21 protein-coding genes and 1 tRNA gene are annotated in these 25,777 nt (G+C 70.3%); 9 read left to right on the top strand and 13 right to left on the bottom strand.

Annotated features, from left to right (window positions below):
- Window positions 1-86: 86 nt before the first annotated feature.
- Both DTL70_RS04360 and DTL70_RS04355 read right to left on the bottom strand, forming a co-directional pair.
- A complete protein-coding gene (locus DTL70_RS04360; RefSeq protein WP_181860775.1) occupies window positions 87-3,230 on the bottom strand; it encodes a DEAD/DEAH box helicase in 3,144 nt (1,047 codons plus the stop codon).
- A gap of 172 nt (window positions 3,231-3,402) precedes the next feature.
- A complete protein-coding gene (locus tag DTL70_RS04355) occupies window positions 3,403-4,812 on the bottom strand; it encodes a serine/threonine-protein kinase (protein WP_181860774.1) in 1,410 nt (469 codons plus the stop codon).
- A 219-nt stretch (window positions 4,813-5,031) separates the two neighbouring features.
- Between DTL70_RS04355 and DTL70_RS04350 the strand changes: the two genes are divergently transcribed.
- Window positions 5,032-6,615 carry a CBS domain-containing anti-phage protein gene (locus DTL70_RS04350; RefSeq protein WP_114020481.1) on the top strand — a complete coding sequence of 528 codons (1,584 nt, stop codon included), beginning with the start codon at window positions 5,032-5,034 and terminating at the stop codon, window positions 6,613-6,615.
- A gap of 206 nt (window positions 6,616-6,821) precedes the next feature.
- Here DTL70_RS04350 and DTL70_RS33415 read toward each other — a convergent pair whose 3' ends face one another.
- The 3 genes from DTL70_RS33415 to DTL70_RS33175 all read right to left on the bottom strand — a co-directional run bounded on the left by DTL70_RS33415 (window position 6,822) and on the right by DTL70_RS33175 (window position 9,743).
- Window positions 6,822-7,655 carry a hypothetical protein gene (locus tag DTL70_RS33415; protein ID WP_181860773.1) on the bottom strand — a complete coding sequence of 278 codons (834 nt, stop codon included), beginning with the start codon at window positions 7,653-7,655 and terminating at the stop codon, window positions 6,822-6,824.
- A gap of 22 nt (window positions 7,656-7,677) precedes the next feature.
- Window positions 7,678-9,129: a hypothetical protein gene (locus DTL70_RS33180; protein ID WP_147266726.1), complete on the bottom strand. Its 1,452-nt coding sequence runs from the start codon at window positions 9,127-9,129 to the stop codon at window positions 7,678-7,680.
- A 317-nt stretch (window positions 9,130-9,446) separates the two neighbouring features.
- Complete coding sequence (locus DTL70_RS33175; RefSeq protein WP_147266725.1) at window positions 9,447-9,743, bottom strand: hypothetical protein; 297 nt, start codon at window positions 9,741-9,743, stop codon at window positions 9,447-9,449.
- 882 nt (window positions 9,744-10,625) lie between these two features.
- Between DTL70_RS33175 and DTL70_RS04335 the strand changes: the two genes are divergently transcribed.
- The gene (locus DTL70_RS04335; protein WP_147266724.1) at window positions 10,626-12,098 is read left to right on the top strand and encodes an FG-GAP repeat domain-containing protein; all 1,473 of its coding nucleotides are present in this window, start codon (window positions 10,626-10,628) and stop codon (window positions 12,096-12,098) included.
- Between the two features lie 109 nt (window positions 12,099-12,207).
- Window positions 12,208-13,152, top strand: coding sequence for a hypothetical protein (locus DTL70_RS04330; RefSeq protein WP_114020478.1), 945 nt, complete (start codon window positions 12,208-12,210; stop codon window positions 13,150-13,152).
- Between the two features lie 246 nt (window positions 13,153-13,398).
- On the opposite strand, the gene DTL70_RS04325 is transcribed toward DTL70_RS04330, so the two are convergent.
- Window positions 13,399-13,475: transfer RNA gene (locus DTL70_RS04325), tRNA-Met, on the bottom strand.
- Window positions 13,476-13,842: 367 nt separating this feature from the next.
- Window positions 13,843-14,490: a GNAT family N-acetyltransferase gene (locus DTL70_RS04320; RefSeq protein ID WP_342776451.1), complete on the bottom strand. Its 648-nt coding sequence runs from the start codon at window positions 14,488-14,490 to the stop codon at window positions 13,843-13,845.
- On the opposite strand from DTL70_RS04320, the gene DTL70_RS35070 reads away from it, so the two are divergent.
- Genes DTL70_RS35070 through DTL70_RS04310 form a run of 3 tightly spaced genes read left to right on the top strand, consistent with a single transcriptional unit; the run spans window position 14,416 to window position 15,860 of the window.
- Entirely contained in the window at window positions 14,416-14,829 is a 414-nt protein-coding gene (locus DTL70_RS35070; protein ID WP_425470313.1) for a putative leader peptide, read from the top strand. The two genes, DTL70_RS04320 and DTL70_RS35070, sit on opposite strands and share 75 nt — an antisense overlap.
- 39 nt (window positions 14,830-14,868) lie before the next feature.
- Window positions 14,869-15,477 (top strand): cysteine dioxygenase, encoded by a 609-nt coding sequence (locus DTL70_RS04315; protein WP_114020477.1) that lies wholly within the window; start codon window positions 14,869-14,871, stop codon window positions 15,475-15,477.
- The gene (locus DTL70_RS04310; RefSeq protein ID WP_114020476.1) at window positions 15,477-15,860 is read left to right on the top strand and encodes a rhodanese-like domain-containing protein; all 384 of its coding nucleotides are present in this window, start codon (window positions 15,477-15,479) and stop codon (window positions 15,858-15,860) included. Before DTL70_RS04315 ends, DTL70_RS04310 begins: the two co-directional genes overlap by 1 nt.
- A gap of 493 nt (window positions 15,861-16,353) precedes the next feature.
- Here DTL70_RS04310 and DTL70_RS04305 read toward each other — a convergent pair whose 3' ends face one another.
- Window positions 16,354-16,878, bottom strand: coding sequence for a MarR family winged helix-turn-helix transcriptional regulator (locus tag DTL70_RS04305; protein ID WP_425470312.1), 525 nt, complete (start codon window positions 16,876-16,878; stop codon window positions 16,354-16,356).
- Between the two features lie 273 nt (window positions 16,879-17,151).
- Here DTL70_RS04305 and DTL70_RS04300 point away from each other — a divergent pair, with 273 nt between their 5' ends.
- Window positions 17,152-18,852, top strand: coding sequence for an MDR family MFS transporter (locus DTL70_RS04300; protein WP_114020475.1), 1,701 nt, complete (start codon window positions 17,152-17,154; stop codon window positions 18,850-18,852).
- A gap of 407 nt (window positions 18,853-19,259) precedes the next feature.
- The gene (locus tag DTL70_RS04290; RefSeq protein ID WP_114020473.1) at window positions 19,260-19,709 is read left to right on the top strand and encodes an NUDIX hydrolase; all 450 of its coding nucleotides are present in this window, start codon (window positions 19,260-19,262) and stop codon (window positions 19,707-19,709) included.
- Window positions 19,710-19,813: 104 nt separating this feature from the next.
- Here the strand turns inward: DTL70_RS04290 and DTL70_RS04285 are convergent, their stop codons facing one another.
- The 3 genes from DTL70_RS04285 to DTL70_RS04275 form a co-directional block, all read right to left on the bottom strand.
- A complete protein-coding gene (locus tag DTL70_RS04285) occupies window positions 19,814-20,362 on the bottom strand; it encodes a DUF488 domain-containing protein (RefSeq protein ID WP_245978993.1) in 549 nt (182 codons plus the stop codon).
- A 272-nt stretch (window positions 20,363-20,634) separates the two neighbouring features.
- Window positions 20,635-20,919, bottom strand: a complete 285-nt coding sequence (locus tag DTL70_RS04280; protein WP_114020472.1) for a hypothetical protein — start codon at window positions 20,917-20,919, stop codon at window positions 20,635-20,637.
- Window positions 20,920-21,040: 121 nt separating this feature from the next.
- Complete coding sequence (locus DTL70_RS04275; protein ID WP_114020471.1) at window positions 21,041-21,922, bottom strand: NAD(P)-dependent oxidoreductase; 882 nt, start codon at window positions 21,920-21,922, stop codon at window positions 21,041-21,043.
- A 97-nt stretch (window positions 21,923-22,019) separates the two neighbouring features.
- Between DTL70_RS04275 and DTL70_RS04270 the strand changes: the two genes are divergently transcribed.
- A complete protein-coding gene (locus DTL70_RS04270; protein WP_114020470.1) occupies window positions 22,020-22,391 on the top strand; it encodes a winged helix-turn-helix transcriptional regulator in 372 nt (123 codons plus the stop codon).
- Between the two features lie 257 nt (window positions 22,392-22,648).
- On the opposite strand, the gene DTL70_RS04265 is transcribed toward DTL70_RS04270, so the two are convergent.
- The gene (locus DTL70_RS04265) at window positions 22,649-23,947 is read right to left on the bottom strand and encodes an amidohydrolase family protein (protein ID WP_114020683.1); all 1,299 of its coding nucleotides are present in this window, start codon (window positions 23,945-23,947) and stop codon (window positions 22,649-22,651) included.
- A gap of 575 nt (window positions 23,948-24,522) precedes the next feature.
- On the bottom strand, window positions 24,523-25,743 hold the full coding sequence (locus DTL70_RS04260; RefSeq protein WP_181860772.1) for a S8 family peptidase: 1,221 nt from the start codon (window positions 25,741-25,743) through the stop codon (window positions 24,523-24,525).
- Window positions 25,744-25,777 lie beyond the last annotated feature (34 nt).

Below are 25,777 nucleotides of genomic sequence, written 5' to 3'. Positions count from 1 at the left end.
GGCTGCTCCTGCCTGCTCGTGTCGGAGGTGGGACGGGGGCGGTCGTCCGCCGGGTGGGGGTGCGGGGTGCGGGGTGCGGGGTGCGGTCATGTTCTCGGCTCCAGCACGGCCAGCACCCGGATCATCGGTTCGCCGACGGTACGCAGCCGGGCCGCGGCCCGTTCGAGCTTCGTCGCGGCACGGTCGCGCGCTTCGCGTCCACCGCTGAAGCCGGGCAGCGGCTCCGCCCGCCAGCGGCCGACCTTCTCCTCGTACTCGTGCAGCGGGCGTTCGAGGTATTTCTCCGCGTCGGTCCGGCGGCGGTCCATCTCGCCACGGGTGGCGGCGACGGCCGCCGGCACGTACGGCTGCAGCACGGCGGGGTCGCCCTTGGCGAAGTGGTCCGGCATGGCCGGGTCCAGACCGAGATCTGCCAGGAGCGGCCGGGTTAGCTCCCGTATCCGGGGTTCAGCGCCTGGCCGGTCCAGTTCGTCGACGGCCAGCCAGGCCACCAGTGTGGGGCGGCCGTACTGGTTGGACCACACGCCCTGGGTGAGGAAGACGGGCCCGGCCGCGTGGGCGCTGCGACTCACCTGGATCACGGGCGCCTGCTGACGGCCCAGTTGGACGAGGACCTTGTCGGTGATCCATTCCAGGACGGGGTGCAGCTCGCCCACGTAGTGGGCGTCGGGCCACAGCGACGGGGAATCGGGGTCCTCCCGGGCCCGCCGCAGGGAGTCGGCCGCGTCGTCTTTGCTGAAGGTGAGCTTCATCCGCCGTGTGATGCCGTGGTCGCGCAGGTAACCGCGGGGCAGGACGTCGAGCCGGTCGGCAAGGTCGTCCGGGGTGTCGAAGCTCAGATCGGTGCCGCTGACGGTGGGGTCGAGGCGGAAGGGCTCCAGATCGTCGAGTTCCGCCAGGCCGGTCAGCACGTAGTCCCGGCGGTCGGTGAACAGGCGCAGCTCGTCGGCGACACGTACGGGGGCGTGGCCACCCTCCGACTGCCGGACTCCATGGGACAGGTCGGTCTGCGTCGCGCTCTGGGTGCCAGGGGTGTCGTCGAAGTCGAAGCCCGGCTCGTGCTCGTCGCCGCCGCCGTCCTCGTCACCCTCGTCATCGAAGTCGAAGTCGAAGCCGAACCCGGAGTCGTCGTAGGACTCGCCCTCCGTTCCGAACTCGGCGTTGAGCTGCTGGGCAAGGGGCAGCTCACCCACGGCGCCCTCGTCGTCCAGCACGACGCTCTGCAGGTCGTCGACGGCCTGCTGGGGCCCCTCCCCCGTGAGCAGCGCCTCCATGACACGCTTCTCCTCCTGCGCGCCATCGTGCTCCTTAGCCGCCGCCTCCACGGCGCCGAGCACCGCGTGCACCCGCTCCTCGCGCGCGAGGACCTTCTCGGCGATGTCCGTGTCGTCCAGGGCCCCCTCGACCGCCGACTGAAGGATCAGAGCGCGGAACTCGGGCGGTGCGGTCTGCCCGTATCGGTCGATACGGCCGTTGCGCTGCTCGACCCGGATCAGGCTCCAGGGCAGGTCCCAGTGGATGAGGTGGTGGCACTGGCGGTGCAGGTTCACGCCCTCGGAGGCGCCGTCGCCGGTGAGCAACAACCGCACATCGCCGCCCGCGCGGGCGAACTCGTCCACGTACTCCATCTGGACCTGGTCGGAGACTCCCGTGCTGTGCAGGACCTTGACCGCGGCCTTGGCGTCCTCTTCCGTCCGCCAGTCGAGCAGCGGCGGGAGCACCTCGCCCAGCCAGTCGAGAGTCTCCCGGCGCTCCGAGAAGACGACCGCGCGCGTGGGGCTGCCAGCGCGCACACCGATGCGGCGCAGCTCCTCGACCAGACCGCTGAGCTTCGAGGTGGCGGTCAGCCCGCCGTCCTCGTCGGCCGCCTCCCGTTCGATGGCGCGGGCCAGCTCCAGCAGACGGAGCAGGGATGCGGCCTCGGAGGTCTGCGGCTCGACGCCGGAGGGGGGCGCGTCGCTGATCTTGTGCTTCTGGGGGAGCACATGCCCGCTCCGGGTCAGCCGCTCCCGGGCCGTGACGAACAGGGCTCGGTGCGAGGACAGAAAGGACTTGAGCAGGACGTACGGGAAGAGACGGTCCTCCGTACCGGCCTGCCGGTCCGGCCGCTTCAGCCAGTGATCGGCGAGTTCCCGGAAAACCTGCTCCTCCAGGGCGTTCGCCCGGCAGCGCACGGGGTGGGAGCTGCCGCGCGGCGCCCATTGCCCCCGTAGCTGGTCCGCCACCTCGGTGCTGACCTTGGTACGGCGCAGCATGAGGTGCGCAAGCTCCTCCCGCTTCGGTTCTCGGGGGTCCTTGACCGCCATCGGGTCGAGGAGGCGGATCAGGCCGGTGAACGCGGGCATGTCGCCGTTGTGCGGGGTCGCGCTGGCCAGGATGAGAGCGTCCGTCTTCTCAGCGAGCAGGTCGGCGAGGGCGCGGCGATCGCTTCCCTGGTGGATGAGGTTGTGGGACTCGTCGATGACCACGGCGTCCCATTCGATGTTCTCCAGCCACGGACGGTAGCGCCGGGGGTTCTTCAGCGTGTCCATGGAGATGATCACGCGCTTGTAGTAGGTGAAGGGGTTGCGGCCTGCCGGGATCTTCCGCTCGATACGGGCGATGCCCGCACTGTCGAGGCGGACCAGGGGCAGGGAGAAGCGCGTCCACATCTCATGCTGGAACTGTTCGAGGACGGGGGCGGGCGTGACGACGAGGATGCGTTCGCCCCGCCCCCGCCGGATCAGCTCGCCCAGCAGCACCCCGATCTCCAGGGTTTTGCCCAGGCCGACGACATCGCCGATCAGCAGCCGGGGCCGCAGCGGGTTCGCCAGCGCCTTCTCGGCGGGTCGTAGCTGGTAGTCCATGCGGTCCAGGAGGAACCCGTCGGTCAGCGCCAGCCCCTGTTCCTGTTGTGGCAGCGGCGTCTTGCGCAGCACGGCCTCCAGGAAGAGACGGCTGCGCCGGAAGTGCGGCGAGTCGTCGGACAGCAGCCGGGTGTTCTCGGGACGCAGAACGCGGTACTCGTCCATCGCAGGCGTGAGGAACCGGGCTTCCTGGCCGCGCACCAGCTCGGAGGCGCCGACCGCCTCGATCAGGCACTCCCCTGGCCGCACCTGCCTGGCGTTGCGGACCATCCACTCCTCGTCCCGCACCTCGATCACCGTGCCGGCAGGCGGTGGCCCCTCAGCCGCCGTGGCCGGATCGGCGGGGCCGGCCACGGGGCTGCTGCCGGGCACTGTGTCGGGCATGGAGTGTGGTCCTTTCGGATCGTGTGCGGCGGCATGCTGGAGCGACGTCGAGGGTAGCGCCGCGGTGGTGGAAACACGGTGTCGCCTGCCGGATCTCTGCCTGGCTGGCCGCTCATCCGCTGTGGCGCCGCAGTCGACAGGGCCCCGTGTCCGGTGACGTAGCGGCGCCTTGCTACAGCTCTGCGCGGTGCGCATAGGTTTTGCGCAACCTCGCGGCTACCTTTCGGGCGCCTGCAGGAAGGGTGTCCAGAGGGGAGGAGGACTGTCGCGGCTTGTCGGGTTTGCCCGGGAATTGGGCGGTATGACCCTTGGGGGCGAAGTTATCGTCTCCCGACTCTGGGGCAGGGCCGGGGCTGTCAGCCGGCTGGACCTCGTCTTCCACAGGACCAGACGAGGGCGGTGGCCCCGGTTCCGGCTCGGCGGATTGCGCCTGGGGATCGACGAGCGTCGGGGTGTACCCCCCGGCCGGACCCGCCTCGTCGGCAGTGCCCGCTGTCCGCTCGATCTCATCCGTGTCCACAATCCCGTAGAAGTCCGCATCGACCTCCGGCAGGTCCGCGTCGATCGCCTGCTGGGCCAACTCCCGCACCGCCGGAGCGACGGAGCCGGTGAGAGCGCCAGGGGGCAGCTCAGGCGTCAGATGTGCGCCCGCCACAAGTGCCCTGAGTTGCTCCGCTGCGAGTTTCGGGGTCAGGTCGGCCCCTGCGAGCAGACTGCACAAGCTCATCTCCACTGCGTCGAGATCGGGGCGCTGCCCCGGAGCGGGGACGAGAACCTGGGCGAGCAAAGGGATGAAGTCCGACTGGATGCCGTCCCACTTCGGCGCGGTCGGCAGCGGCACCACCGGGTACGGCGGCCTCCCCGTCAGAGCGAAGAACAGCGTGGCACCGAGGGCGTACACATCGGCGGGCCTGTCGACGTGCTTGGTGTCCTGGAGCTGTTCCAAAGGCATGTAGGGGCGGGTGCCCATCTGGGCACCGGTCTGAGTGAGCGCCTGGGTGGATGCCCGCTCCGTCAGAACCGCCAGCCCGAAGTCCAGCACCACGGGCCCGTCCGGCCCCAGGACGACATTGGCCGGCTTCAGGTCGCGATGCAGCAGCTTGACGTCGTGGATCGCGTGCAGGGCGTCCACGAGTGCCAGACCGAGCGCCGCGTACGGTCCGACCTTCAGGGGACCGGACTCTTTCACCAGCGTGCGAAGGGAGGGCCCCGCGATGTAGTCCATGGCGAACCACGGCTCGGCGATCTCGGGATCCTCCGCATACGCGATCAGGGCCGGCACCCGGTCGCTGGCGACGGCTCGTACGGCGTCGATCTCCCGGCCGAACCGCTCCCGGGCCTGCGGATCCCCCTCCAGCAGCTGCGGCTGGATCATCTTGACCACGAGGAGTCGTGACTCGTCGCTCTCGGCGGAGTAGTCAGGATCGATCATGTTGTATGTCAGGGCCACCTCACCCGAGAGGCTGTCCAGGGGGATTCCGCGCGCGAGATAGGCGACGCCCATGCCGCCGGCGCCAAGCCGGGCGAGTAGTTCGAAGGGCCCCACCACTCGTGGGTCGACCTCGGTGTCCAGCGGCTCCATCGGTGCTCTTAAACCCCCCACGTCGTCGTCACGTCCCGCGCCCCCGAACCCACGCGATGGCGCCCAGTTTAAGGGGTGGGCCCCGCCGGGACCGTCGACTCTGTGCACTGCGCGGAAGCGTCGCTGGGTCATTCAAATCCCCCAAGAGCGTGCGTCCGTTCACCGGCACTGCTATATGGTTTCGGCCCGGCAATCAAGCAGCACGGAGGGGGTGGGCGCATGCGAGCTTGGGTCGTGCGCGCGGGAGAGAACGGCGAGCGGGAGCAGACAGCCCTGCAAGAAGGGCTTCTCGTCGTCGGATGGCTCGGATTGGGGAACCTGGCCGACGCGACGACTCGTGACGACATCAAGGCGGCCGTGGCCGCTGCATACCCCGAGGAAGGCCCATACACAGTCGGAAACTGGACCGGGCAGCTCTACCGCTTCGCCCACAAGATCCAGTCCGGAGATCTCATCGTCCTGCCCATGAAGTCCATGCGGGTGGCCATCGGACGGATCGTGGGCTCCTATGAGTACCGCGCGGAGGCTCCCGACGGGACGCGCCATGTGCGACGGGTCGAGTGGCTGGCCACCGACATCGACCGGCACGCGATCCAGTCCGATCTCCTGGACAGCATGGACTCCCTGCTGACGATCTTTGAGCTCAGCAGGTTCGGAGCGGCGGAACGGGTGGCCGACCTCACCGAGGGCAAGCCGGACCCCGGGCGTCCGGACGCCGACGGATTCGCCGCCACTCTGACCGAACCCGCGAAGCTGTACGAAGAGGTGCGCCGCCGCAGCTCCGAGGAGCCGCTCACCCTTTCCATCCGTGACTTCCTGGCCGTCTGGGGTGTCCAGCGCCGGTATCCAGCGACGATCGAGCAGATCAACGACGACCTCAAGGCACGGGGCATGGTCACTGTGCCGCCCTTCACCGAGGGCACACTCGACAGCCAGATCGCGGTGCTGGCCGGCGGCGCCGAGCCGGATGAGTCGGGAACGAGTGCGGTGACCAGGCTTTCTGGAAGTATCGGTCTCTCACCCGCTACCCAGAGCGCCGCGCATGCGGCCAGCCATCTACCGGACGAGGACTCAGAGTCCGAAGCCGTCGCTTACCGTGTGAGCAACCTCGAATCAGCGAACAGCATGCCCGAGTCGGTACGGGTCGGGGACAGCCTCGGTACTGCCATGACGGTGATGGTGTTGCGCGGTTACAGCCAGCTTCCCGTCCTCGACGCGGACGGACGGCTGCGCGGTGTCGTCAGCTGGGAGTCGATCGGACGCGCTCGCATGGCCGATCCCGAGGCCGCGTTGCAGGCCGCGACGGTAAGAGGCCAGGAAGCGGACCGATCCGACGACCTGCTCGATTGGATCGGGGTCATCCAGCAGTCCGGCTATGTTCTCGTGCGCGATCACGACCACAAGGTCTGCGGCCTGATCACCGCCTCCGACTTGACCGTTCAGTTCGGCACACGTGTGCGCCCCTTCGTGCTCGTGGAAGAGATCGAGCAGCGCCTGCGCCGCGTTGTCGACCGCTGCATTCCTCTCGAGCGCATCAGAGCGATCGTCCGTAACCGCCCCGACCGAGTGCATTCGGCGGCCAATCTGACCTTCGGAGCCTACGGGCATCTACTCAAGAAGGCCGAGAACTGGGCTGCGCTGGAGTGGGGCATCGACCAGCAGCACTTCCTGGAGGCGCTGGAGGAGTGCCGTAACTTCCGCAACAGCCTGATGCACTTCAGCCCCGACCCCGTTACTGACGACCAACTGCTTCCCGCGCAGGGGCTGCTCGAACTGCTGCGCTCAGTGGACCCGCACGTCTGACGCGAGACGGCCGCCTACCGCACCAGCCTTGTTCGACATCTGTGAAATCAGGACATGTTGCCTGGTTTCGAGAGCAGCAAAGGCGCGTAGGAAGACGCCCGCGGCAGACCCGCGCCCGATCACGCTCCAGCCGTCGCGGGGATACGTCGCGCTCTCGCAGTGTCCTCCAGGAGTGGGAGCCGGTGGTGTCCGCCCGTGTAGCGGGCTCACGAGTACGGCTGCTCGTCCGCTGCTTCCGCAGGCACGTAAGCCACTTCCTCGGCGAGCCGCCGCCGGTCCAGCGGCCCAGAGACATAGGCGTCCAAGCCCGCTGTAGCCAAGGGACAAGGGGGTGCCGTTTCTGGATCGCCGTGCAGACGCAGCAGTACGTAGTCGTCACCGACCAGGCGGTCGGTGTACGGAAGGGTGCGGGACGGCAGACGGGCGAAATCGTCACACGCTGCCCGAACGTCCACTCTGTCGATGCCGAGCCAGACATGCAGTGTGCCGTCCTGAACCGTCAGCTCGACGTCGATGCGGGCATCGGCCGCCTCTGCCGCTTCCCCGCACCACGTCAGGGTCTCGTCCAGCGCCCCAAGGTGGACGGGCAGCGGTAGGAAGACCTCCTGACGCATGTCGTCGCGGACCGTGACGCCGATGGCCGGGGCCTGATCACGCCACCAGGTCTGCACGATGTCACGGACCGAGGCGGCTTGCGGCTCGCCGCTCAGGGCCCGCCTTACGGAGTCCGCAGCATTTCGCCGGACCACGCTCGCGGCGTCGAGTCCGGGGTCGGCCGCCATGCGACGCAGGAGCGAGCCTGGCCCGGTACGTGTGTCACCTAGGACATTCCGGTACAGCTCACGCAATGTGTCCGGTACGACCGTGCCGTCCGGCCCCAGTAGGGAGCTGATGCGTCCTGCCCAGGCTAGGAACGCCTCGGTGTCGCCGGTGTTGAGGAGATCGGTGCCGAGGCCCCCGCGGGCGAGCATGCGGACGCGCTGCCGTTCCGTCGGTCGGCCGAGGCCGTCGAGCTGGGCACGCAGGAGAAAGATGAGCAAATCCCTCTCCTCGGTGGGCAGATCATCGACTGCACGGTTGTTTGGGGCGGTGAGGATATCGAGGATGGCCTCGGCGGTCGCCTTCTTCGCCTCCGGCTTCCCAGGGGTTCCGGGCAGACGCTCGGTCCACCGGTGGAGCCGCCCCGAGCGTCCCGCATCCCCATCGTGGCAGTGAAATTCGCCAGGTGGTCCGGCCCGAGACATCGAACGTGTACTCGTGGTCGATTCCGTATGTGGTGGCCATGGTTGCGAGAACGGTCACCGGGTCGTGCCGGTGTTCCAAGCCCCAGAGCCAGTCGTCCAGGACAGCGGGCCGGCGTCCAAGCAGCCGAGTTCCGTGGATGCGCCAGGCCGCAGCGACGACGGCCTGGGTGGCGTCAGACACCGCTGTGCGGCCCTGTCCGCTCTCGCCGCGGCTTGTCAGCAGCCCGTCCGCCAGATGAAGGATCGAACCGAGGCGGGCGGTGTCGTCGTCGGAGGTGGTGAGGATGCGTGTCTCGTTCTCGTCGGGGGTGAGACCGTGCCCGAGAGCCTGGCGGGCGCGGGCGTGTGCGACAAGGTGGTTCACCACGTGCGAACCGTGGTGGGCGAGGAGTTGGTTGTCGCGCTGGCGGGCGGCGGTCGCCAGCGTCCGGTTCTCGTAGACCCAGGAGGCATGGGTGAGGGCTTGGGCGAGGAGTCCGTCGCCACGATGGCCGAGTTCAAACATGGTCGCGAGGTCACTTACAGCGTCTCCGTGCCGGTTGCCCGGCCGCGGGTAGGGCAGCGGCGACGCAGTAGACGGATTCGCAAGTGCTTTCTTTCGCCCGGCTCCCACCGCTGGGGCCACCTGCGGGTTTGCGTCGAGAAGCCCGCGTGCCGCCACCGCCCTCGCCGCCTTCTTGGACTGGCCGGTACCCTCGGCCTTCCGGCCGCTTCCGGTGCGGACAACAGCGCGCGAGACCTTGCGGTGGTCAGGGCCCTCCTCGTCGAAGTCGTAAGTCAGTCCTTCCTGGTGGAAGGCCGTTTGCACCAGAGTGACGGGATCGGCCCCCGGCTCCGCCGACGGGCGGTCGAGATCGGGCCATACGGAGGCGACCAGCCTCCGGGCGGTCTCATGCTCGCCACAGAGACTGAGCACTCCGAGAATCTGTCGGGCCACTCCTTCGAACACAGACCTGGCGGGCTGCTGAGCCTCGCCCTTGCCCATGCGCACCAACCCCTCCTCCGCCGTCCACGCGCCGAGCGCAAGATCAGCGGCTCCACGTCGCCGGGCATGCCCACTGGCCTGCTCTCCCACCTTGCCAGGGGTCGCCCACTGCGCGTAGGCATCGAGCAGGATCACGTCGAGTGCGGTGGCGCCGAGCCGGTCGAGCAGGCCAAGCACGTGCGGTGTGACCTGGTCGGCATGGCAGCTTTCGAAGAGGTGACTGCGGTGTTCGGCCGCCAGGCCGAGCCAGGCCGTGGCTGCAGGGCCGGCGTCCCATCCGCGCACGGCCCTCGCCCTCCCCACGGCCTCGCGGACCTTGTGCCCATGCGCGCCTACCAACGAGACGGGTGGCTCGCACAGCGCCGGGTACGTGACGTCGTGCACGTCAAGTCGACGTTCGACGCGTGAATCGTGCCGGACCAACTCCTTCGACGGACGCGGTCCGGTTGTGGGCAGGGCCGTCCGCACGGGCCGGGACGAGCGAGCGGCTTCCGAAGATGTAGTCCGGACCCGGCGGGTGGATGCCGGACGTTGGTGGGCAGTACGCCGAGGGGCTGCCTGCGCCCTCCTCCCACGGGTCGGCCGTGTGTCAGACCTGCCGCTCAGGAGGTCCCGAAGTTCGTTGGTGAGCCAGGAGGGCAGTCCGGTCGAGGGTGGCCGCAATCGAAGAAGTCGCCAGCCAGATCGACGCAGTAGGCGTACCGCCCCCATTCGTGGTGGCGCGCGTGCTCCTGACCAAGCGTGCGCAGCGCCGACCGCATCCGCGCGTACGGCACGGTCTGGCCAGCCAGTTTGTACGACGTCCGGTTCCGCGCAGCATCGATAGCGAGCGCGATGCGATGCACGGGCGTCGGCGGCGCGGTGCCGCGCAGCGACACGATACCGACCCAGCGGTTCATGACCCTCACCTGCCAGGTGACGCAGCCCTGCCCAGCTCCGGCACACGCTCCCGCATAGCGTGAGTGCGCCGTCCCGGTGCTTGCATACGAGCAATGGCCTCCCCCGGCCCTGCTGTCCCCTCCTCCCGCCGCGCCTCACGACTCGCGGTGATCACGGCGGCTCTGACCGCCCAGCGTATGCGGCCAGGCGCGGGGTCGGGAAGGCTTCTCTCGACGTGGATGGTTCCGCACAGTTGCTGATTGAAAGACCGTGCCGCACAGCGCTTTGCAAGCCCACACGACAGCGGTTCCGGACGTCGGCAAACAGATGACCGCAGTGGCTATATTACGACCGACCCTCAATCCGAGACGAGCGTCCAATCTGTGGGCGACGAACCATCTGCAGGGTGAAGGGGCAGCGTCGGCACGTTCCTGTCCAGGCGAATCCTCACCAAGATGGCTATGGAACAGCAAGAATCAATTCCGCGGTCAGCGGCGCAACCCGTGGGCAAACAGCCCCACTCCCCCTCCCGACACGTACCACACGCATACGCGGCGGCGGGTCGTGACGTAACAGTCACGGTCTGTCGCCGTTTGTCGTATGTGAGGGTCAGGCCCGCCGATTCGTGGATCGGGCGCTGCCTTTGCCGGGCCGGCGGCGAGAGCCCCGAATCGTGCGGGTGGGGCAGTCGTCGTTGGCCGATTGCCTGCCGTTGTCGATCCGGTCACGGCGAAGAATTCGTCGTCGGACGGGAACCGGTGCCTGCCGCGGGGTCGTATCCTCCAACGAGTCATCGCAGGGAAACGGAAGCCGGACGGGGCGGCTGCCCGCTGGTCCCGTCTCCCCGTGTGCTCCTCTTCCTGGGTGCCCTGTACGAGTAAGGCCGTTCCACGGAGGAGTTCGTGCCTCAGCACCGCATCATGAGCACGCTCGAAGGAAAGCGCAGAAAGTGGGTCGCCGGGGTGGCGGCGGTGGCTGCCGTCGGCGCGGTGTCCGCGCCGCTGCTCTGGTCCGGTTCCGGTGATCGGGCGGACGCCAAGGGGACCGCCCTGACCGGCCCCGCCGGGACCCGTCCGCAGGCCGACTTCGACAACGACGGCCGCGCCGATCAGGTGTCCGGCTCCCCGAACGCCGAGGTGTCCGGTACGAGGCAGGCCGGGTACCTCGCCGTCACCTACGGGTCGGACAGGCCCGGTGCGGGCCGCCACCAGGTGCTGGGCCAGGGCAGCGAGGGCGTGCCCGGAAAGCCCTCCAGCGGCGCCGGGTTCGGAGGCCACTCCACCGCTCGGGACTTCGACGGCGACGGGTACACCGACCTCGCGGTCACGTCCTCCGTCGGCAGGAAGTCCACCGTCATCGTGTTGTGGGGGTCCAAGGCGGGCCTGCACGGTGGGACGTACCTCAAGGACGCCGCCGGGGAGGTCACAACGGCGGTCGGCGGTGACTTCGACGGCGACAAGAAGGCCGACCTGGTGACCGGCTTCGGCCCGAAGGGGCTGCTGAAGGGCCCGTTCACCCGGGACGGAACGGCTGCGGGTACCGGCGCCGTTCCGGAGCCGCACGTCGACGACAAGGAGGGGGAGGAGATTCCGAACCCGTCGCTGGAAGCCGCCGGCGACCTCAACGGCGACCACACCGACGACCTGGTCACCCTCAGCAGCAACGAGACCGACGACAACACCAACCACGTCGTGTGGGCCAGCCGTTACCTTCAGGGCGGCAAGGACGGCTTCGCCCAGCCGGCGAAGTCCCATATACCGGGCAACGGAGCGGCCACGGTCGGCGACGTCGACGACGACGGGTACGGCGACCTCGTCGTCAGCCGCCGCGGTGAGCAGCGGGACTGCGGTGCGCTGACGGTCGTCTACGGCACGTCCCACGGCCCCGGCCCGCGCCGGACGACGCTCACCAAGGGAAGCCCGGACGTGCCGGGCCAGGCGAGCGGCGCCTGCGACTACACCGCGCTCGACGCGGGCGACGTCGACGGCGACGGGCACGCCGACGTCCTCGGCGGCGCCGACTTGGACTCTCCCGGCAAGGAGCAGTCGGGCAGCGCCACGCTGGTGCGCGGTAGCAGGAACGGTCTGACCGGCGAGGGTGCGCAACGCTTCAGGGGGAAGTCGTTCTCCTCCGAAGAGGGGTCCGACGACTCGTTCGGCCTCTCGGTGCGCCTGGCCGACCAGGACGGCGACGGCAAGAGCGACCTCGCCATCGGTCACCCCGGCAGGGATGACAACGCGGGCGCCGTGTACGCGCTGCCGGGGGCGGAGGAGAAGCTGCCGACCGAGGAGGCGGTGACCCTCAGCCCGAAGGACTTCGGGCTGTCCGGCAGCCTCACCAAACTGGGCTACACCGCCCCGGACCTTCTCAACTGACGAACCGAGTACGACCCATACGAACGGGTCCACCGCGGTGCGCGCCGGCGCTGTCGCGTGGGGACTCGGTAACTGCCGCGGACACTGTCCGCTGACGAGGGAGGCAATCGTGAGGTTCAAGCGTGCCAAAGTGGTCGGCAGTGCCGCCGCCTTGGCGGTGATAGCCGCTGCTGGGAGCGTGACGACCGTTCACGCGACGGAGGACGGGGCGAGTCCGGCAGACGGGTCGGTGGGTGAGAAGGCCCGGGCACCGGAGAAGATCGATTCTCGCGTCGTCGACAAGGACGACAGCCACATACGCATTGAGCTCAAGGACAAGCGGCAGGTGTCCCTGACGTATGCGAAGGACAAAGGGCTGGTCGAACGGCACAGGCCGGCCGAGGGGGGCAACTGGTCGTCGCCGAAGACGATCCATAAGACGAAGGCCGAGTCCTGCCAGGGCATTGACGCCAGGGCGCACGGCGACACGGTCGCTGTGACCGCCGACTGGGGCCGCTACTGCTCGGACGGGGAGCCGCCACAGGAATCCGTGGCGGCCATGGGGGCGGGTGACTTGACCGAGTGGGACACCGCTTCGAGCAAGGGCTCCGACGGATGGCCGCCCGCGAAGATCTATGACGGCGGTGACCGCGCCGAGTTCGTGGCCAAGGGGCCGCACAGCACCACCACACTGCCGTGGAAGAAGGGCTCCGGGTTCGGTGACGAAGTCACGGTGTATGAGCCCATACCCGCTCGCTTCGTCGGCAGTTGGCGCGCAGAGGACGGCAGTCATCGGGTGACGTTCCAACAGGCGGCCGGGGGGAAGCCGGCGACGGGGACCATCGAGACCCTCCAGGGCCAGCGGTGCCTGGGGAGCGGTGTGGTGACCAAGAAGTCCGCCGACGGCGTCGAGTTGGGGAATTTCACGGTCAGGGAGGGGGCGGAGACGAAGAACTGTCCGCCCGAGGTGTTCGAGCACTTCTACCAGGTCAAGACCACGGAAAGCGACATGCGGCTGATGGAGCTGGGCAAGCCCCCGAAGCCCGTCGCCACCTACGAGCGCACGGGCGACTGACGCGCCGAAGGGGCGCGGCGCAGGCACTGCCACCACAGGAAGAGCAGCGTCACGGTGCCGCTGCCGACCTGGCGAGCCGCGCCGTATGCACCAGAGGTGACCCTCTGCGGAAGACAGCGCTACTCGGCTCGCCTCCGCCTTCCTGGAACCAGGAGGGCCGGAACCGCGCAACGCCGGTGGTTGAGAGAGAGTCGCCCGGCATCCGAAACACATCCGGCCCCCTCAACGCCGTTGAGGGGGCCGGTTTGGTAGCGGGGACAGGATTTGAACCTGCGACCTCTGGGTTATGAGCCCAGCGAGCTACCGAGCTGCTCCACCCCGCGTCGTGCTGTCCACTCTACGGCATCGCGGAGGTCGGCGTGACCAGCGGGCAGGTAAGGGCAGTGGACAGACGCCTGGCGGCCAGTTCACCTCCGGCAGGTGAGCCAGCGCTCTTGCTCACGCCTCGCCTCCACGGCTCGGTGTGGCACCGGCGCGGTGGGATGGCCTGCGGGTGGCTCTTTCGTCAGGGACGTGTGCCCGGTGGGTATCGGTGGCCGGCGAGGGCCAGTGCCCGGGGGATGCCGATGCCCCTGGCGGGTGCCGGTGCCCGGCGGGTGCCGATGCCCGGCGGATGCCGATGCCCGGTGGGTGCCGGGTGCGCCAAGACGTGGAAGGAGCCCATCGGCGCCCCTTTCCCTCGGCTTTCCCTCAAGCGGAGGGAACCCGGCGGGCAGGAACCTCGAAGACGACCTCGCGGCCGTCCTCCTCGTCCCACTGCTCTCCGACCTCGACGAAACCGAAGCCGGAGATCGTGGCCAGGGATGCCACGTTGTCGGGGCTTATCGTCGCCCGCACCGTCGAGACCTCGGCTGCGGCCCCCGCCCGGCGGAGCAACTCGATCAGCGCGGCTCGCGCATACCCCTGGCGACGGAAGTCGGGAGCGATGGAGTAGCCGATCTCGACCATGCCGAGCTCATCGGGCGGCCCGTGGAACCCGGCATGCCCGACGACGAGGCCTTCGTCGCCGACGACCGCCTGTCGCACCATCCATCGCGCGTGGTCGGGATCCGCGGCCATCTGGGAGAGCCGGTACCGCCACAGCCACCGTGCTCTGCCGGTCACGAAGTACTCGGTCAGCGAAACGCCGGCCACCCTGCCGGCTTCGGACAGGTCACCGTCGAGCAAAGCGGACATCACCCCGCCGGACAGCTCGACAAAACGCACACACTTCGGGCTCCGCGCGAACGGTTCCCAGCAATCCGCTTCATCCGTCACCCTCGGATGCTCACCGACGCGCACAAAGAGCGTCCATCGATTTTCCAGCACGCCGACAGCCACGGAGACGTTGTCCACCACCAAGGCTTCGCCCGCCCGGCGTTCGGCATGGTCTCCGGTGGTGCGAAAAAGCACCGTGCGGCGGGCAGGCCGGCGCTACCGCCGGAGGACGACGCTTGGGCACGTGTACGGGTCCGTTTCCACGAACGGTTCGGACCCGCCGGGCCGTTCGATATACACCCGCAGCATTCCGTTCGCACAGCAATCGCCCATGGTGAGAGCGTCGAATTCGACCGGTTGACCCCGCAGCCCGCTCCTGCCAATCTTGGCGCCATGCCCACCGGTACGCGCTTTGTCGTACGGCGCCATGTGGACCTGGTCCGCGTGGCCAGCGCGTTGTGTCACCCCGGCCGCGCCTGACGACCGGATTCCACGACACACACCCTGTGAGGTATCGCCATGACCGCGCCTCTGCGCGCCGACGCACGCCTGCTGACTCCCGCTCAGTTGGCACAGACCGTACGCCGCTTCACCTCGTCCTCCTCATCCCCCTCGTCCTCCTCGTCGCTGTGGACGTCCCTCGTGCGTTTCACCACACCCGAACGCTTCTACATCCGCCTCGCCCGCAGCGAGGCGCACGAAGTCTGGCTGCTGACCTGGCTGCCCGGCCAGGGCACCGACATCCACGACCACGGCGGCGCCTCCGGTGCCTTCGGCGTGGTCCAAGGAGAGCTCACCGAACGGACCTTCGCCCTCGGATCCGCCGCGTCGCCGGCCGCGTCGCCGGGGTCACGGCGGCTTCCCACCGGCGGTGTCCGCTCCTTCGGTCCGCGCCACATTCACCAGGTGCACAATGACGGCGACAGCCCGGCGGTCAGCATCCACGCCTACTCCCCCGCGCTTGCCACCATGTCCTCCTACCGGGAGTCGCCGGGCAGGGGAGGGATCGAGTTGGTCCATGCGAGCACCGTCGACAGCAGCACCGACAGCATCGATGATCTCGGCGCACTCGCCGACGCTCCCCGCCTGGTCAGGTCCGACGGTCGTGACGGCGACGGGCAGGCGTGATGGGCATCGACGACAGGCTCGCCGACGTGCGCCGCTCGCTCGAGAGACTCCATCCACACGAGGCGCAGGCGGCCGTGGCCGAGGGCGCGGTGCTGGTGGACACCCGCCCGGAATTCCAGCGGCGGGCGACGGGAACCATCCCCGGCGCGCTGATCGTGGAGCGCAACCACCTGGAGTGGCGCCTCGACCCCGCCAGTTCCGGCGCCCTCCCCGAGGCCACGGACCGCGCGAGACGATGGATCGTGCTGTGTGACGAGGGGTACGCCTCCTCGCTCGCCGCGGCCTCTCTGCGGTGGGTCGGGCTGTCCCGCGCGACGGATCTGATCGGTGGCTTCCAGGCGTGGCGCCGGGCAGGGCTTCCGGTGACGCCGGCGGTCGGCTGAGCTCCAGCGTGGCCGACCGCGCGTGGCCCCCGTCCCGGCGGGACGGGGGCCAGGTTGCCGAGCGTCACGGAGGGGCCGGCCGCCCATGTCCAGAGCACGCATGTCCGGGCACGTACGTGTGGCCGACCCGGACAGACGCCGCTGCCGCTCGCACACGGCCCACCCGGAGCTGCCCTCGACCCCGCGGCTTACGCGAGGTGTCGCGGGCCGGGGCGTGCCCCATGGAGTGAGGCCTTCGTGGGCCCGCCACACGGCGTGCGGCGGTTCCTCATGCCGGATCCGGGCGGCAACTGCGTCCGCACAAGGGCAGCAGACGAGCCACAGCCTGGCGCCACCGCCCCGCCGTACCCCGCCACCGAGGAGACCTTCACCCCGGGGTATGCAACACGCCTCCCTCCTTGCCGACTCCGAGGAGGACCTGCCTTGCCGACTCCGAGGAGGACTTGGCGGGGGGCCCGGCCGGTGGACGTGCGCGGGCGCGGGTGCCACCTCGTCACTCGCGGGCGGCATCGTCCAGCGAGCGCACGAACTTGGTGAGCAGGCGTGCGAACTCCCGCTGCTCGCCCGCGTCCCAGTCCCCCAGCACGTCGGAGTAGAAGAGCTGCCGCGTCCGGTGGGCGGCGACCACTGCTTCCTCGCCCGGCGCGGTCAGCTCCAGGCAGCTTCTGCGGCCGTCCTTCTGCGAGGCCACGCGGCGTACGAATCCCGACCTGACGGCTTCGGCGACGATCCGGCTCGCCCGTGAGGGGTCGATGGCGAGCCGGTCGGCGACGAACCCGACCGTGACGTCGCCGCCGCTGTCGCCCGCGCCCTCGTCGACGGCGTCGATGACGGCGAGCGTGTTGAGGTCCACTGGTTCGTCGAGGTCGTTGACCACGGGCCGGGCGAGGCTGCGCCGGGACTGGCGGCGGCGGATCCGGATCATCGCCGCCTCGATGTCTGACAGCACGTCCTGCTCGACCGGACCCCTTCCGCCCCGCGCCGAGGAATGCGCCTGACTTCCTTCGCCCTTCGTCACGCTGCGAGGCTACCGGCTTCCGCGCCAAGAGCTTATTGGTGGGTTCCCGGCCCAGGTGTGCTGGTCAGTGATGCGCAGTTCGCATCTGGAGAGGGCTCCGCCCCCCTTGCCTCTCCGCTCTCTCGACATTCCAATGCTGTCAGCACTTACATGCTAGTAGCATAAAATTGCTCGGAGCACTCTCCTGCCTGCGCCCCCTCACCGAGCGACGACCACCGCACCCATCGGCCACCGGCCACCGGCCACCGGCCACCGACGGACGGAGAGAACCCGATGACCGACACCGGACCAGGCCGGTCCCCCCGCCCCGCGGACACCGCGCCCCCGCCCCCGCACCCCCTGCCGCGCAGATTCCCGCTGCTCCTCGCCGCCCTGCTGCTGACCAGCGCGATGTCGATGCTCGACCAGTCGATCGTCGCCACCGCGGGCCCCAGCCTGACCGGTGACCTGGGCGCCCTGGACCTCTACAGCTGGACCTTCACCGCGTACATGCTGACCTTCAGCGTGGCCATGCCCGTGTACGGCAAGCTCGGCGACCTCTTCGGCCGCCGCGCGGTCTACCTGGCCGCCCTCGTGCTCTTCCTCGCGGGTTCGGTGGCCTGCGGCGCGGCCGGTTCCATGGGCTGGCTCATCGTCTTCCGCGCCCTCCAGGGGCTCGGCGGCGGCGGGCTCCAGGTCAGCGCGTTCTCCGTCCTCGGCGACCTGATGCCACCGCGCCAACGGGCCAAGTACCAGGGGTGGTTCGCCGGCGTCATGGTCATCGCCAACCTGGCCGGCCCGCTCGCCGGCGGCTTCCTGACCGACCAGTTCGGCTGGCGGTGGATCTTCCTCGTCAACGTACCGCTGGGCCTGCTCGCCATGGCGGGCATCAGGGTCCTGCTGCCCACGACCCCCCGCAAGGCGCGGCCCCGCATCGACCACGCCGGCACAGCGCTGCTGACCGGAGTCATCGTCTGCCTCGTCCTGGTCACGGACCTGGCAGGACGCTACGGCTGGAGCCACGCCGCCGTCTGGAGCCTGGCCGCGGGCGCCGTCGCGCTGGGTGCGGTGTGGGTACGCCACGAGCGGCGCACAGTCGAACCCATCGTCCCGCTCGGGCTCTTCCGCAACCGGACGTTCACCATCTGCGTGGTGGTCGCCTTCGCCGTCAGCTTCGCCTTCTTCGGCTGCGTCAACTTCGTCCCCCTCCTCTTCCAGACCGTCGAGGGCGTGAGCGCCACCCGCACCGGACTCCTCTTCCTCCCCGCGATGATCGGCATGGCCGTGGCGACGGTCGTGGCAGGACAGGTGATCGGCAGGACCGGACGCTACAAGTGGTTTCCGGTCGCCAGCACGGCGCTGGCCACCGGCGCCGCTGGCCTGATGTCGCTGACCTCAGCGGACACCGGCACCGCGACGTTCAGCCTCCTGCTGACCGTCATGGGCATCGGGGTCGGCCTCTCCTCGCAGGTCACCACACTCGTCGCCCAGAGCACCGCGCCGCGCGCGCACATAGGCGTCAGCACCTCCACGGTCGGCCTCGCCCGCAACCTCGGCGTCGCCTTCGGCGCCACCGTGTTCGGCTCCCTGCTCAACGCGCGCCTGGCAGGCGAAGCCGCACACCTGCTCCCCTCGGACGTGGCCGACCAGGTGGTGGGCGGCTCCCTCGAACCCCAGAAGATCGACACCCTCGCCCCGCAGACGGCCTCCGCGGTGGCCGACGTCTACAGCAACGCCCTGTCGACCGTCTTCCTCTCCGCCGTACCCGTCCTCCTGCTCGGCCTGGTGCTCGCGCTGCTGCTCGAGGACGTCAGACTGGCGGCACGCGGGCCGGGAGGTGCGGGGAGCCCCGGGCGGCCGGGAGCTCCGGGGAATGCGGGAGGCCCCAGGGGTCCGGAGGCCGACGACGGCGGCTCGGCCGGCACCGCGGGCGCGGGCGGCGACACGGGCTCCGGCGCGGAACCCGACGCCCCCGGAGGACCGCCGAGGACCTGACCGCGGCGCGGCCCGCACCGCGCTCGCGAGGTTTCTTGAGCGGGCGTCGAGCCGACCGTGCCAGCCTCGGCCGCAGTGCTCGCGGCCGCCTGACCGAAGGCACTCCAGCGTCAGTCGAGAGATCCTCGAGCCGGCCCCGGCACAGTGCATGACGGGGCGCGGCGCCGACGGCCTGGCGCGCGCCCTCGACGGCGGGACGGACGCGGCGTTTCCCCGTGGCGCGGTGTCCCACCCGCACTTCGCCCCGGCCCCCGGCCCCCGGCTCGCGCGCCGCGCCGCGCCGGGTGCTCTTTGCCATGGCCAAGTCACCGGCACCGTCCCCCTCCTGGACACGGCCGCGCGGACCGGCAACGCCGCCTCCCTGTCGCAGGTACCGTCGGAGACCGCCCACGCCCCCACCGGTAGCCATGACACCTGAACCCGCGACACCGGCCACGCCCGTCATCGATACCCACGTGTTCGTCCGCGACGGAAACAAGCTGCTGCTGTCCCTGCGCGGCAGCCCCTACGGGTACGGCCGATGGCATGCGCCTTCCGGGAAACTCGACCGGGGCGAGTTCCTCGCCGCGGGAGCCGCCCGGGAGCTGTACGAGGAGACAGGCCTGTCGGTCGACCCCGAGGACCTGCGCATGGTGCACGTCGTGCACCACAAGGAGGGCCAGGACAACGACCGGATCGGCTTCTTCTTCGAGGCGACCCGGTTCCGGGGCGAGCCGGTCAACCGCGAGCCGGACAAATGCCTCGGCCTGCGCTGGTTCGCCGTCGACGACCTGCCGGACGACCTCATCGCCTACCCAGCAGCCGGCCTGCTCGGCTACCTGTCCGGCACGTCGCCACTGAGCGAACACGGTTGGTAGCGGCGCCGCTCACACCGAGCGCGGCCGGCCGTCCGCGCCCCCGTCGCAGGCGACCGGCGGCACGGACCGCCACGACGCACGGGACAGCCGGTCCCACTCGGCGATCAGGACGGTCCGGGATCCTCGCGGTCGTAGACGAGGAGGCCGTCCTCGCGCAGGCGGGCGCCGGGTGTGGGCGGGTGGTCGGTGAGGCGGCCGTCGTGAGCGAGGTGGCGGACGGGGTGACCGCGGGCCAGGACGGCGAAGTCGGCGATGAGCCGGCGGTGGCAGCGCCACCACACCGACTCGCCGCACATGACGGCCGTGGTGGCCTGCGACGCCTCGTCGAGCAGGTCGTCCATGGCGGCGAGGAAGTCGGGATCGCGGGTGTGGCCCGCGTAGCCGCGGAAGGACGCGTTGCGCCAGAAGGTGTCGGGCGAGTCGGGGGCGGCGCGGCGGAAGCCGCCGAGCCGCTTGTCCCAGCGGTAGCCGATCCCCTCGGCGGGCAGCCAGTCGCTCAGCGCGTCGCGGTGCACGTCCGGATTGCGGCGGCTGCCGGGCGCGGTGCGTACGTCCACGAGAGACCGCACCCCGGCACCGTGCAGTAGCCGGGTCAGCTCCGCGCGTCCCGCGGTGCCGTGCCCCAGGGTCAGCAGCGGTGGTACGTCCTCCACGGCTCCCAGGATGGCACCCGGGGCGGGGCGGCGCCCCACGAGGCCCCTGCCCCGAGTTCCCGTGCCCCCGGTGCCAGACCGCCCCGCATCTTTTCGGATGCGGGGCGGGACGCCTTGACCAGGCCTTTGGCAAGGCGTCTGACGGCCCCTCCGGCGGATTCGAGTACAGCCTTTGGCAGCCGCTTCCCATGCCTCGAACGGTCCGGTCTCGCTCCTGGCCGTTCTGGGCAGCCGGCCCACCGGCCGGGCAAGGCCCGCACCGTGCAACTGGCTCAACGGTCGTCGAGTCCAAACGTGGAATCGCTGTGGAGCATGACAGCGACGAGCGCCTCGTCAAGGGTGGGGAACATTCCCAGACGCTTCGTGGTCCCTCGCGGCTCGTGGCCCATTGCTTGCCACTGACCCAACAGCGCAGTGATCGCCTTCCCGACCGGAAGACCACGTAGGACACTGCCTTTGAAGACCATCACGAGGTCCTCTCCGCCGGCGGTCTGCGGGTCGAGAGAGAATCCCGCACCCTCCACCATGTCCTTCGTGGACCGGCTGATCTTGACCATGGCTCCCCCTCCGCCGATAGGTGACTACCGGTCAGGGTGCGGTATCCGTCGCGTGAAAAACAGAGAGCCTCGACGCGACCCGGGGGGCGCCGACCTCATGCCGGGCACCGCGATACACCGGTCAGCGCACGAGCAGGTCGATCACGCCCGTCAGGTCCTCCTCGCCGCTGCCCTCGGCCAGCCGGCGGCGCATCAGCTCGAAGTACGGGGTGAGCAGTTCGGGGCTGACCCCTTGCTGCTCGGCGGTGTTCAGGAAGGTCGGCGTGCCGGCCACCTGCATGGCGAGGGTGGAGACGACGCCCTTGGTGTAGTCGCCGCTGCGCAGCTGGTCGGCGGTCTGGTGAACGGCCGGGGCCATCGCGACGAGCCAGTCGGCGAGCAGCGGGGCGAGCGCCGCGGGGTCGATGTCCTCCTTGCGGATCAGGGCGAAGGCGTGCGCGGCACCGGCGAACATCCCGTACATGGCGCTGAGCAGGGCCACGTCGTGCAGGGCTGCGAAGCTCGCGTCCTCACCGACGTAGGTGGTGCCGGCCGGGACGGCCAGGGTCTCCCGGTGCCGCTCGAACAGCTCTGGCGAGCCGCTGTAGAAGACGTAGCCGCCGGCTTCCGGGACGCCGATCATCGGCGGGACGGCCATGATTCCGCCGTCCAGGTAGCGGGCGCCGCGCTGACGGGCCCACTCGGCGCGGGCGCGGGCCTGGGCGGGGGTGCTGGTGGTCAGGTTGACCAGGTCTCGGCCGGCCAGATCGGTACCGGCCAGCGCCTCCTCGACCGACGCGTCGTCCAGCAGGCAGACGATGATCAGGTGGTTCGCCGCGACCGCCGCAGCGGCGCTCTCCGCGATCCGCGCCCCCTCGGTGGCCAGTGCCGCGGCGCGGGCCGGGGTGCGGTTCCAGACGGTGAGCGGGTGGCCGGCGGCAAGCCAGGTGCGGGCCAGCGCGGTGCCCATCGCGCCGAGGCCCAGCAGGGTGACGGGGGTCTTCTCAGCAGTGTTCTGTGTCATGCCGATTAGGCTGGTCGCAGGGCCGGAGGTGATCAAGTACGCACTTGGCAGTGGGTGGTTACCCCGGGGTGAGCGAGCACGTCACAAGGGGTGGGGTATGACGACGCTGAACCGGCCGGGTGCACCGGACGGCCACGTCTGCGGGATCGACACCGCGATGGAGGTGATCGGCGGCAAGTGGAAGGTGCTGGTCCTCTGGGCGCTCCACGAGCACCCCTGCCGTCGCTTCGGGGAGCTGCGCCGACTGCTTCCGGGGATCACCGAGAAGGTGCTGGCCTCTCACCTGCGGGAGCTGGAAGCGGATGGCGTGGTGCGCCGCGTCTCCTACGACGAGGTGCCGCCTCGGGTGGAGTACTCGCTGACCGAGGACGGCATGCGCCTCAACGACGCGCTCCAGCCGCTGGCCGCCTGGGGACGCGAGCGCCCGACCACTCGTGCGCTGGAGAAGAAGACGGGTCAGGGTCTGTGATGAACACGTGCGTCACAGTTACTCGTTGAGGGCCGCGACCAGCACGGTGGCTTCGTAGCGCACGGCGGGTTTGTCGTACCGCGTGACCTATCAGGACAGCGGACGCCTCTCCCCCGGCGGAGGCATTCCGCAGCGTGGCGTATGCCTCGGCGAGCAGCCCCGTGGAGCGCACTCGCCGGCCCCCGCCGTGTATGACGGGCGGGGGCCGGCTGCTGCTCGGCCCATACGAAAAGGGCCCCGCGCTCGGCCTTCCCGGCTCAGTCGCCCGGTGTCGGGTCGACGCGGTCGATGTCGGCGCGGCGGACGACCGCGCGTCCGACCTCTCCCGCGCGTTCGACCAGCGCGGGGCCGTCCCAGTGCGGGGGCCAGCCGCGCCACAGGCGCAGGCGGCCCGCGACGACGACGGCGGTGAGCTGGTCGCGGCCGGCGAGCCGCACGAGTTCCCACTCCAGGTCCCAGGAGGGGGTGAGCTCGGGGACGTCGAGGTCGACGAGGAGGAAGTCGGCGGCCTTGCCGACGGCGATCTCGCCCGTCTTCTTCTTCAGCCCGACCGCGTCGGCGCTGCCGGAGGTGGCGTGGTCGATCCAGAGCCGCCCGGCGCCGCAGACGGAGTCGCCGGTCGCCAGCCCGGAGGTGAGGCGCTGGGCGCTTTCGGCTGCGTCCACCATGCGGAAGCCGTCGCCTCGGGTGCCGTCGGTGCCGGTGCCGAACCGCACGTTCCAGGCGGCCATCGTCGTGGCCTGGGCGACGGCGTTGCCCTTCCACGCGCTGGCGACGGGGTTGTAGCTGATCGCGGCGCCCGTGTCGGCGAGCAGCTTGATCTCGTGGGGGCTGAGCAGCGTGGCGTGCGCGCCGAGCGTGGCCGGGCCGAGGGCGCCGACGTGGTGGAGGTGGGCGAGGGGGCGCCGGCCCACGGACTTGAGGGAGCGTTCGACGGCGGCCAGGTGCTCGTTGACGTGGGTCTGGAAGACGGCGCCCGCCTCCTCGCACATCCGCGCCGTCGCCTTGAGCACCTTCGCGGTGGCGTCCTCGGGCACCGGTATGGCCAGCGAGGGGTGGATGAGTTCGTGTCCGTCCCAGCGCTCCAGGTGCTCTTTGCCGCCCTTGCCGTCGGAGACGACCTTGCTGAGCACGCAGCGGATGCCGGCCTCTTCGGCGCCCTTGGCCACCACCTTCACGTCGACGGGGGCGCGGGTGCCGGCGTCGGCGACGGTGGTGAAGCCGCCGCGCAGCGACTCCAGCGACGCCAGCTTCGCCGCGAGGTAGGCGCTCTCCTCGTCCAGCGCGTGCTCCAGCGGCTCCCAGACGGTCTTGAAGATCTCGGACGGCTGCCCGAACGCCTGTGCCTTGCCGAAGCTCTGTGTCAGATGGTGGTGGGCGTCCACGAACCCGGGCATGAGCAGGTGGCCTCCGAGGCGGACGGGGTCGAGGTGGGGGTGTTTGGCGGTGAGCTCGTCCGCGGGGCCGATCTCACGGAAGACGCCCTTCTTGACAAGCACCGCGTGGTCCTTGACGACGCCTTTGGGCAGCAGCACCCGGTCCGGTACGAGCAGCAGCGTGTCCGCGTCGAAGGCCTTGGGGCCGAGCTTCTTGCCTCCGGCCTCCGTGTCGCGGTCCCGGGCGTGGGCCGGAGCCGCCGGCGCACCGGCGAACAGGCCCGCGGCGCCGGTCGCCCCCGCGCCGGCGAGGAACCTGCGGCGGGCGAGGTCGTCCCGCCTTCCCTCGGGATGCTCTCCCCGGCCCGTCCGGCCCGTCCGGGTTTCCGGCTCAGCCGCGCCGGGGCCCCGGCCCGCCTCGCCACCCGCGCCGGGGGCGTGCTCGCCGCCCCCGCCCGGGGCGTGTTCGTCGCCCGCGCCCCGGTCCCGTCCGTCGTTCGCGTCCGGGTCACGGTCCGTCGCCGTCCGCCGTTCCGGTATCGCCTCGTCCGCCACCGCACACCCCTTCGGCTGATCTTGCTCCAGGAAGGCCACGACCCTAGAGGAGCTCACGGTGCGGAACAAGACTTCCGGGATACGGGATACATGGGGTACACAGGGGTTACCCGGGTGTCGGCCCGACGCGGGGCCGGCCCGTGGCACCGGTGGGGACGGTGACACGGGCCGGCGTCTGGGGCGGGCGGAGGGAGGAGGGGTCAGCCCAGGCGGCTGACGTTCAGCAGGGCGTTGGGAGAGCCGGATCCGGGGTTGCCGACCACGCCGGTCTGCGCGTTGCCGACGAGGGCGTCCCGCACCTGGCCCGGCGAGGCGCTCTGGTGCGCGGACAGGTAGAGCGCCGCGGCGCCCGCGGCGTGCGGGGTGGCCATGGAGGTTCCGCTCATGGTGGTGGAACCGCCGCCGTTGCGGGTGGAGGTGATGCTGCCGCCCGGCGCGAACAGGTCGAGGCAGCGGCCGTAGTTGGAGAAGTACGACCTGCCGTCGCCGCGGTCGGTCGAGCCGAGCGTGATGGCCGCCGGCACCCGCGCCGGGCTGGTGTTGCAGGCGTTGCTGGAGTCGTTGCCCGCTGCCACGGCGAAGGTGACGCCGCTGTCGATGGCGCCCTGGACGGCGTTGTCCACGGACGAGCTGGCGCCGCCGCCCAGGCTCATGTTGGCGACGGAGGGGCCGCTGTGGTTCCGCGCCACCCAGTCGATGCCGCCGATGACCTGCGACCACTGGCCCGAGCCCTGGCAGTTGAGCACCCGCACCGCGACCAGGTCGACGTTCTTGGCCACGCCGTAGGAGCGGCTGCCGACCGTGCCGGCGACGTGGGTGCCGTGGCCCTGGCAGTCGCTGGCGTCGCTGTCGTTGTCGATGAAGTCGTAGCCGCTGCTCGCCCGGCCGCCGAACTCCGTGTGCGTCATGTCGATGCCGGTGTCGACGATGTAGGCGGTCACGCCCGAGCCGTCGTTCGGGTAGCTGTAGGAGTTGTCGAGTGCGCCGTCGACCCGGTCGATGCCCCAGGAGGGCGGGCTGGGCTGTGTCCCGGTGGTGTGCGCCCTGCCGTCGGCCTCCACGTACTTGACGCCCGGCGCCGCCGCGAGCTTCTCGGCCTGTGCCTCGGTGGCGCGGAAGGAGAACCCGCGGAAGGCCGCCGAGTACACCTGGCCGACCTTGCCGCCGTAGGCGTCGGTGAGCCGTTCGGCGGTGGCGCGGGCCTGGGTGTGCGCGGTGGCGGACACCGAGGCCTGGCCGTCGAGCGCCACGATGTACTGGCCGGATATCGCGCCGGGCGCGGAGGCGCCGCGGATGGTGCCCTGCTGCGCGTCGGGGGTGGACGCGCCGGCGGTGGCGGCTCCGCTCAGCCCCAGCGCCGTCGCGGTCAGCGCGCCGATGCCCAGGGCTGTGAGGCGTCTGCTGCGCGTACGAGTACCCATGGATGCTGCTCCTCGTCGTGGGGGTCGGGACGGG

Origin of the sequence: Streptomyces diacarni, from assembly GCF_003323715.1 — a bacterium.
GTDB classification, from domain to species: Bacteria; Actinomycetota; Actinomycetes; order Streptomycetales; family Streptomycetaceae; genus Streptomyces; species Streptomyces diacarni.
This window is presented reverse-complemented; position numbering and strand designations above follow the sequence as displayed.